Origin of the sequence: Streptomyces sp. NBRC 110035 (assembly GCF_000829695.1) — a bacterium.
Lineage (GTDB): Bacteria > Actinomycetota > Actinomycetes > Streptomycetales > Streptomycetaceae > Streptomyces.
Genome location: NZ_BBNN01000050.1, coordinates 39,552 through 45,618 on the forward strand (window position 1 = coordinate 39,552; position 6,067 = coordinate 45,618).

Genomic DNA, 6,067 nt, shown 5'->3' on the forward strand with positions numbered 1-6,067 from the left:
GTGCCACTGATGCCGGTCTGATCGGCGGCGGCCGTCAGGCGGCGGACTCGGCGCGCAGCCGTTCGTCGAGCACCAGGACGGCGGCGTCCGCGTCGCGCGCCACTTCCTCGTCGTCGGGCGCGCCGATGACGGCCATCAGCCGCTCGACCACGGTGTGCTGGAGGACTTCGGTGCTGGTGTCGGGTCCGTTGTCGCTCATCGCTGGTTCTCCTGTTCTGGAAGACGGGTGGTGCGTGAGGGCGGTGCGGGGAGGGTGACCCGCGGCGCGCCGCGACGCCGCGCCTCGCTGCGGGCACGGTCGGTCCGGAGTGCCCGCTGCTGGCGTGGCAGGTGATGGGGCCTCAGAACGCCTTGCAGGCGCGGAAGACGTGGGCGAAGGACGCCAGCGAGGCGTGCGGGCCGTCGAAGGCGACGTACTCCGGGATGACCACGTCCGGAGCCCACTTCTGCTTGTACGACAGCTGGGTCTGCGCCGGGTACAGCGCGGCCCCCTCGGCCCACAGGGCGTGCATCAGCCACTGGAACGCCGGGCTGTGGCCGTCGATCTCGTGGCCGGCGTCGAGGCCGGTGAACGGGGTGAAGCCGAAGTGCAGCCACTCGACACCCTCCGAACGGAACACCTCGGCGGCGGTCGCGTTGATGGCCTCCATCAGTCCCGGGGAGCTGTCCGGGACGCGCCGGCTCAGGTCGTGCATCCAGCCGGCCCGGCCGCCGTACACCGGCGAGTAGGAGATGTACGCCACGGGGCTGCCGTCGATGGTGCCGGTGAACAGCCGGCGGTGGGCCTGGGCCGGTCCGCCGATCTGGCCGACCAGGAACTCCAGTTGCTGGGCGCCGCCCTTGGAGCCGAGCCAGGCCCGGTCGATGGCGGCGATCGCGTCCTGACAGTCGTCGGCGGAGACCTCCTGGACGACCAGGCCGTTGCGGCGGGCCCGGGAGATCTTGTTGCGCAGCTGCATGAAGCGGGTGCCGCGCAGTGTGAAGTCCGGCAGGCCGACGGCCCAGGAGGCGCCGACCTGGTTGACGGTGAAGCCGCGGCGGGCATAGTGCTCGGCGTCGGCGCTCTGGAGCTGGATGGCGACCAGGGTGCGGCCCTCGTCGCGGACGTGCCGGCGGAAGGCCTCCAGAAGAGGGTCGTAGTCGTCGGGGGCGGCGAAAGGGCCGCCGAACTGGACGGCGAACCGACCCGTGCGGCGGTACACGACGACGCCGTCGGCACCGGCCAGTGTGAAGACGTCGTTTCCGCTGTTGAGGGCCAGGAACGCGCTGGGGTTCTCGCTGGACGTATGGGTGCGTATCGCCTCGAGAACCGGGTTGTCCATGGCGGTCACGGTCATTGTTTTCCCCTTTCGGGAGCGTATTCCGTCGTCCCGAGTAGAGCATCGAGGGCAGGTGCGGGAAAAGGCCGGACGGGAATTCCCAGGTCGAGTCAGAGAAACGTCAGCGCTTTGTCAGATCCCCCTGCCAATGTTGTTCTCGTGAACGGCACGGGAGACCGGAAGCCGGGAACAAGGAGAGGTGCCCGGAGCGGCTCAACGGGGACCAGAGAGCAATCTCACGGTCGGGCCCACAAAGCCCACGCAGGTTCGAATCCTGCCCTCTCCGCGACAACGGCCACGCACCAACGGCCACACAAGGAGAGGTGCCCGGAGCGGCTCAACGGGGACCAGAGAGCAATCTCACGGTCGGGCCCACAAAGCCCACGCAGGTTCGAATCCTGCCCTCTCCGCTCGTCGTATACGCCCCGGCACCCGGCTTCCGGCGCGACCCCGCCCCACCGGCCGCGCGACCCCGGTGCCGCACGCACCGTCGGCGACCCCCGCGCCGACGGACACACGCGCCCCGGCGCACCGCCCGCCACTGGGCGGTGCGCCGGGGCGCAGACGCGTCCGCATGCACCACCACCCCCTCCCGTTTGACCTCCGCTGTCCGGCAACCGCACAGGTCAGCACCCTTGCCGGCATAACTCGGACTCGCACAAGAGAAAAATACCTTCTCAAAGGAATTATTCTGTGCCAGGATGGAGTCGGGAGGAATCCCCGGGACGGACACCGGTCGTGAGACCGCCACGCGGCCTCGGTCGCAGAGACGGACCGCCGCGACCGGCCCCCCGACCACTCTTTGCCGCACTGATCGCCAAGGGGGAAACATGCTGAGGTTCTCGATCCTCGGGGCACTGCAGATCCGTACTGCGTCGGGGCCGGCCGAGATCTCCGGCGATCTGCAACGGACCCTGGTCCAGACGCTGCTGGTCAGCGAGGGCCAGTCGGTCTCCGGCGAGGCGCTGGTCGAGGAGATGTGGGGCGAGGGTGCCCCGGACAACCAGGCCAACGCCCTGCAGGCCCATGTCAGCCGGCTGCGCCGTAAGCTGCGCGGCCTGGAGCCCGACCGCACCACCTCGCGCGTCACCATCCACCCCTCGGGCTACCGCCTGACCGTCAACGAGGGGGAGCTGGACGCCGCCGAGTTCGTCAGGACGGTCCGCCAGGCCGAGACCCTCGGCTCGGGCTCACCGGAGGAGGCGGCCCGGTTACTGAGACAGGCCCTGGCCATGTGGCGTGGGCCGGTCTTCGGCGGCTTCACCGGCGGGACCCTGTGCCAACTCGCCGGCGCCCGCTACGAGGAGTACCGCATGCGGGCCATGGAGCTCCGCTTCGACGCCGAGCTGCGGCTCGGCCGGCACGCCGCGGTCCTGGCCGAACTCGCCGAGACCCACACGAGCCACCCGCTCAGGGAACGCTTCTGCGAGCAGCTGATGATCGCCCTGTACTGCGCGGGCCGCCAGGCCGACGCCCTGGATGTGTTCCGCCGTATGCGCCGCCACCTCGCCGACGAACTCGGCATCGAGCCCTCCCCCGCGCTGCGGCAGGTCGAGAGCGCCATCCTGTCCCACCACCCGGCCCTGTCCGGTGACGCGCGCGCTCCCCTGCTCCAGCTCGCCTGACGCCACCGGTCCCGACGCCGCACGTAAGCGGCACGTCAGCCGCTGGTCAGCACTGCCTGTAACGATCCGGATCGGAAGTGGAAACCGCCCCCCGACCTTTGGAGAACCGCATGACCACGAGCCAGTCGCCAGCCCGCGCCGTGACGACCCAGGGGCGCGCGGAGGCCGCGCGTCCGTTACGTCTCTTCCTCGGCCTCGACGCCGTCGTGACCGGCGGCAACGGCCTCATCTACCTGTTCGCCGCCGGCCCGGTGGGAGACCTCCTCGGCCTCGACACCAGCTTCCTCCGCGGCATCGGCGTGTTCCTCACCGTCTACGGCGCACTGGTCGCCGTGCTGGCCAGCCGTCCGGTGCCGTCCACCGCGGCCACCAAGGTGGTCATCGAGGCGAACCTGCTGTGGGCGGTCGCGAGCGTGGCCGCCGTGGTCTTCGGCTGGCTGGACCCGAACACCGTCGGCACGGTGTGGACCCCGCTCCAAGCGGCCGTCGTCGCGGCCTTCGCCGTGCTCCAGATGAACGGTCTGCGTCGGCTCGGCAACTGACATCCCGTCCCATCAGGGGGAGACATGAGGTCCCACGTCGCGGAGCTGGCCGGGATACGTCGCCAGGTGCTGGCCGGCCCTAGTGAGAAGGCGACGCGGGCGCAGCACGCCAAGGGCAAGCTGACCGCGCGCGAGCGCATCGGCCTGCTGTTGGACGAGGGCTCGTTCCGCGAGGTCGAGCAGCTGCGCCGGCACCGGGCGACCGGATTCGGCCTGGAGGCCAGGAAGCCGTACACGGACGGTGTGATCACCGGCTGGGGCACGGTGGAGGGCCGCACGGTCTTCGTCTACGCCCACGACTTCCGGATCTTCGGCGGCGCGCTGGGCGAGGCCCACGCCACCAAGATCCACAAGATCATGGACATGGCCATCGCGGCCGGTGCTCCGCTGGTCTCCCTCAACGACGGCGCCGGCGCCCGCATCCAGGAGGGCGTCACCGCGCTCGCCGGCTACGGCGGCATCTTCCAGCGCAACACCCGGGCGTCCGGCGTCATCCCGCAGATCTCGGTGATGCTCGGCCCGTGCGCCGGAGGTGCCGCCTACTCCCCCGCCCTCACCGACTTCGTGTTCATGGTCCGCGACACGTCGCAGATGTTCATCACCGGACCGGACGTCGTCAAGGCCGTCACCGGCGAGGAGATCACCCAGAACGGCCTCGGCGGCGCCGACGTGCACGCCGAGACCAGCGGCGTCTGCCACTTCGCCCACGACGACGAGGAGACCTGCATCCAGGAGGTCCGCTACCTCCTGTCCCTGCTCCCGCAGAACAACCGGGAGAACCCGCCCGCGGTGCCGTGCGACGACCCGCACGAGCGTCGCTGCGACACCCTCGCCGACCTGGTCCCGGCGGACGGCAACCGGCCCTACGACATGGCGGAGGTCATCGAGGAGATCGTCGACGACGGCGAGTACCTGGAGGTCCACGAGCGCTGGGCGCGCAACATCATCTGCGCCCTGGCCCGTCTCGGCGGACAGGTGGTGGGCGTCGTCGCCAACCAGCCCAGAGTGCTCGCCGGTGTCCTGGACATCGAGGCCAGCGAGAAGACCGCCCGCTTCGTGCAGATGTGCGACGCCTTCAGCATCCCGATCGTCACCCTCCTGGACGTCCCCGGGTTCCTGCCCGGTGTCGACCAGGAGCACGGCGGCATCATCCGCCACGGCGCCAAACTGCTGTACGCGTACTGCAACGCCACGGTGCCACGGATCTCCCTGATCCTGCGCAAGGCCTACGGCGGCGCCTACATCGTCATGGACAGCCAGTCCATCGGCGCCGACCTCACCTACGCCTGGCCCACCAACGAGATCGCCGTCATGGGCGCCGAGGGCGCGGCCAACGTCATCTTCCGCCGCCGGATCGCCGAGGCCGAGGACCCCGAAGCCATGCGGGCCGAGCTGGTCAAGGAGTACAAGGCGGAACTGATGCATCCCTACTACGCGGCCGAGCGCGGCCTCGTCGACGACGTCATCGACCCCGCCGACACCCGCGAGGTCCTCATCCGCTCACTGGCGATGCTGCGCACCAAGCACGCCGACCGCCCCGCCCGCAAGCACGGCAACCCCCCTCAGTGACGGCACGGCCGCCCCACAGTGACGGAGGTCCCATGCTCACTCCCCCGCCCCCCATCCGCATCGAGAAGGGCCAAGCCACGGACGAGGAACTGGCCGCCCTCGCGGCCCTGCTGCTCAGCCGTGCCACCCGGGCCGACGTCGACGCGCAGGCGTCCACCCCCGGCACCACCTCCTGGCGGCCCCGCCCTTTCCACCCCCCGCACAGCTGGCAGACGCACTGAGCGGTGACGCGCCGAAGCGCCGGACCGGCCCCCTCCCTCCGAGGCGGCCGGTCCGGCGCTTCGGCGCACCCAACTCCCGCCGGGACTCGGGCGTCCCCATTCACCCGGTCCTCGACTCAGAGGGTGTCTCACGCGGTGTGAGACACCCTCTGAGCTTGAAATTTAACCTTTGCGAGCTTTGCGGCGATTGCGTTCAGTAACGCTCTCCGGGCGTCTGGTGGTCTTGCCGACGTCGTAGCGGGTGGCGGGCCGCTGGTTCTTCGATCCAAGCGGCCTGCCTGGTCCGGGTGTTGTGGGTTTCGGAGCACGGGCCGGATTGTGCAGGTGCGGGCGGATGTTCCTGAACCCGCGGCGGACGCGGGCCGGAGTGAGTCGGGAGGGTTCGGCCGGCTTCTCCCAGGGGCGGCGGAGGTCGGCGGCCGCCGCGCGGGTGAGGCGGAGCTGAGTGTGGGCGGCGATCACGATCCAGGTCCACCGGTCCGCCGCCTCGGGGGTACGGAGCTTGGGGCGGGTCCAGCCGAGGGTCTGTTTCGCGAAGCGGAAGGTGTGCTCCAGGTCGAATCTGCGCAGGAACGCCTGCCAGCGCAGATCGACGTCCTGGCTGGTCATCCCGGTGCGGGAGGACCACAGCCATAGCGGCAGCGGGTCGGCGCCGCCGGGCAGGTGGTCGACTTGGAGGCGGATCACCGTGCCCTCGATGACGGGGAGCTCGGCGGTGTGGTCGATCCACGCGGAGCGGGTGGTCAGCTTCGGGTGAAGCCGGTCGAAGGCGAGGGCATTTGCGGTGCCGT

Annotated in this window: 6 protein-coding genes and 3 pseudogenes; 6 read left to right on the forward strand and 3 right to left on the reverse strand. The window is 70.3% G+C overall.

Annotation, left to right across the window (positions count from 1 at the left end; all coding sequences use genetic code 11):
* Window positions 1-34: 34 nt before the first annotated feature.
* Both TU30_RS36645 and TU30_RS29905 read right to left on the reverse strand, forming a co-directional pair.
* Window positions 35-199, reverse strand: a complete 165-nt coding sequence (locus tag TU30_RS36645; RefSeq protein ID WP_176726170.1) for a hypothetical protein — start codon at window positions 197-199, stop codon at window positions 35-37.
* Window positions 200-341: 142 nt separating this feature from the next.
* On the reverse strand, window positions 342-1,337 hold the full coding sequence (locus TU30_RS29905) for a DUF2156 domain-containing protein (RefSeq protein WP_042176046.1): 996 nt from the start codon (window positions 1,335-1,337) through the stop codon (window positions 342-344).
* A 175-nt stretch (window positions 1,338-1,512) separates the two neighbouring features.
* Between TU30_RS29905 and TU30_RS36275 the strand changes: the two are divergent.
* The 6 genes and pseudogenes from TU30_RS36275 to TU30_RS29925 all read left to right on the forward strand — a co-directional run bounded on the left by TU30_RS36275 (window position 1,513) and on the right by TU30_RS29925 (window position 5,276).
* Window positions 1,513-1,605, forward strand: a pseudogene (locus TU30_RS36275).
* 31 nt (window positions 1,606-1,636) lie between these two features.
* Window positions 1,637-1,729 (forward strand): annotated as a pseudogene (locus TU30_RS36280).
* Window positions 1,730-2,149: 420 nt separating this feature from the next.
* The gene (locus tag TU30_RS29910; RefSeq protein WP_042176048.1) at window positions 2,150-2,944 is read left to right on the forward strand and encodes an AfsR/SARP family transcriptional regulator; all 795 of its coding nucleotides are present in this window, start codon (window positions 2,150-2,152) and stop codon (window positions 2,942-2,944) included.
* 110 nt (window positions 2,945-3,054) lie between these two features.
* Window positions 3,055-3,486, forward strand: coding sequence for a hypothetical protein (locus tag TU30_RS29915; protein WP_078878630.1), 432 nt, complete (start codon window positions 3,055-3,057; stop codon window positions 3,484-3,486).
* Between the two features lie 24 nt (window positions 3,487-3,510).
* Window positions 3,511-5,055 carry an acyl-CoA carboxylase subunit beta gene (locus TU30_RS29920; protein WP_042176051.1) on the forward strand — a complete coding sequence of 515 codons (1,545 nt, stop codon included), beginning with the start codon at window positions 3,511-3,513 and terminating at the stop codon, window positions 5,053-5,055.
* 32 nt (window positions 5,056-5,087) lie between these two features.
* A complete protein-coding gene (locus tag TU30_RS29925) occupies window positions 5,088-5,276 on the forward strand; it encodes an acyl-CoA carboxylase epsilon subunit (protein ID WP_042176052.1) in 189 nt (62 codons plus the stop codon).
* 162 nt (window positions 5,277-5,438) lie between these two features.
* Here TU30_RS29925 and TU30_RS29930 read toward each other — a convergent pair.
* A pseudogene (locus tag TU30_RS29930) lies at window positions 5,439-6,067 on the reverse strand (transposase); the annotation flags it as partial.

What these genes read in the sequence shown, in the direction of transcription:
- TU30_RS36645 (WP_176726170.1), bottom strand. Translation starts at nt 199, where the DNA reads ATGAGCGACAACGGACCCGACACCAGCACCGAAGTCCTCCAGCACACC.
- TU30_RS29905 (WP_042176046.1), bottom strand. Translation starts at nt 1,337, where the DNA reads ATGACCGTGACCGCCATGGACAACCCGGTTCTCGAGGCGATACGCACC.
- TU30_RS29910 (WP_042176048.1), top strand. Translation starts at nt 2,150, where the DNA reads ATGCTGAGGTTCTCGATCCTCGGGGCACTGCAGATCCGTACTGCGTCG.
- TU30_RS29915 (WP_078878630.1), top strand. Translation starts at nt 3,055, where the DNA reads ATGACCACGAGCCAGTCGCCAGCCCGCGCCGTGACGACCCAGGGGCGC.
- TU30_RS29920 (WP_042176051.1), top strand. Translation starts at nt 3,511, where the DNA reads ATGAGGTCCCACGTCGCGGAGCTGGCCGGGATACGTCGCCAGGTGCTG.
- TU30_RS29925 (WP_042176052.1), top strand. Translation starts at nt 5,088, where the DNA reads ATGCTCACTCCCCCGCCCCCCATCCGCATCGAGAAGGGCCAAGCCACG.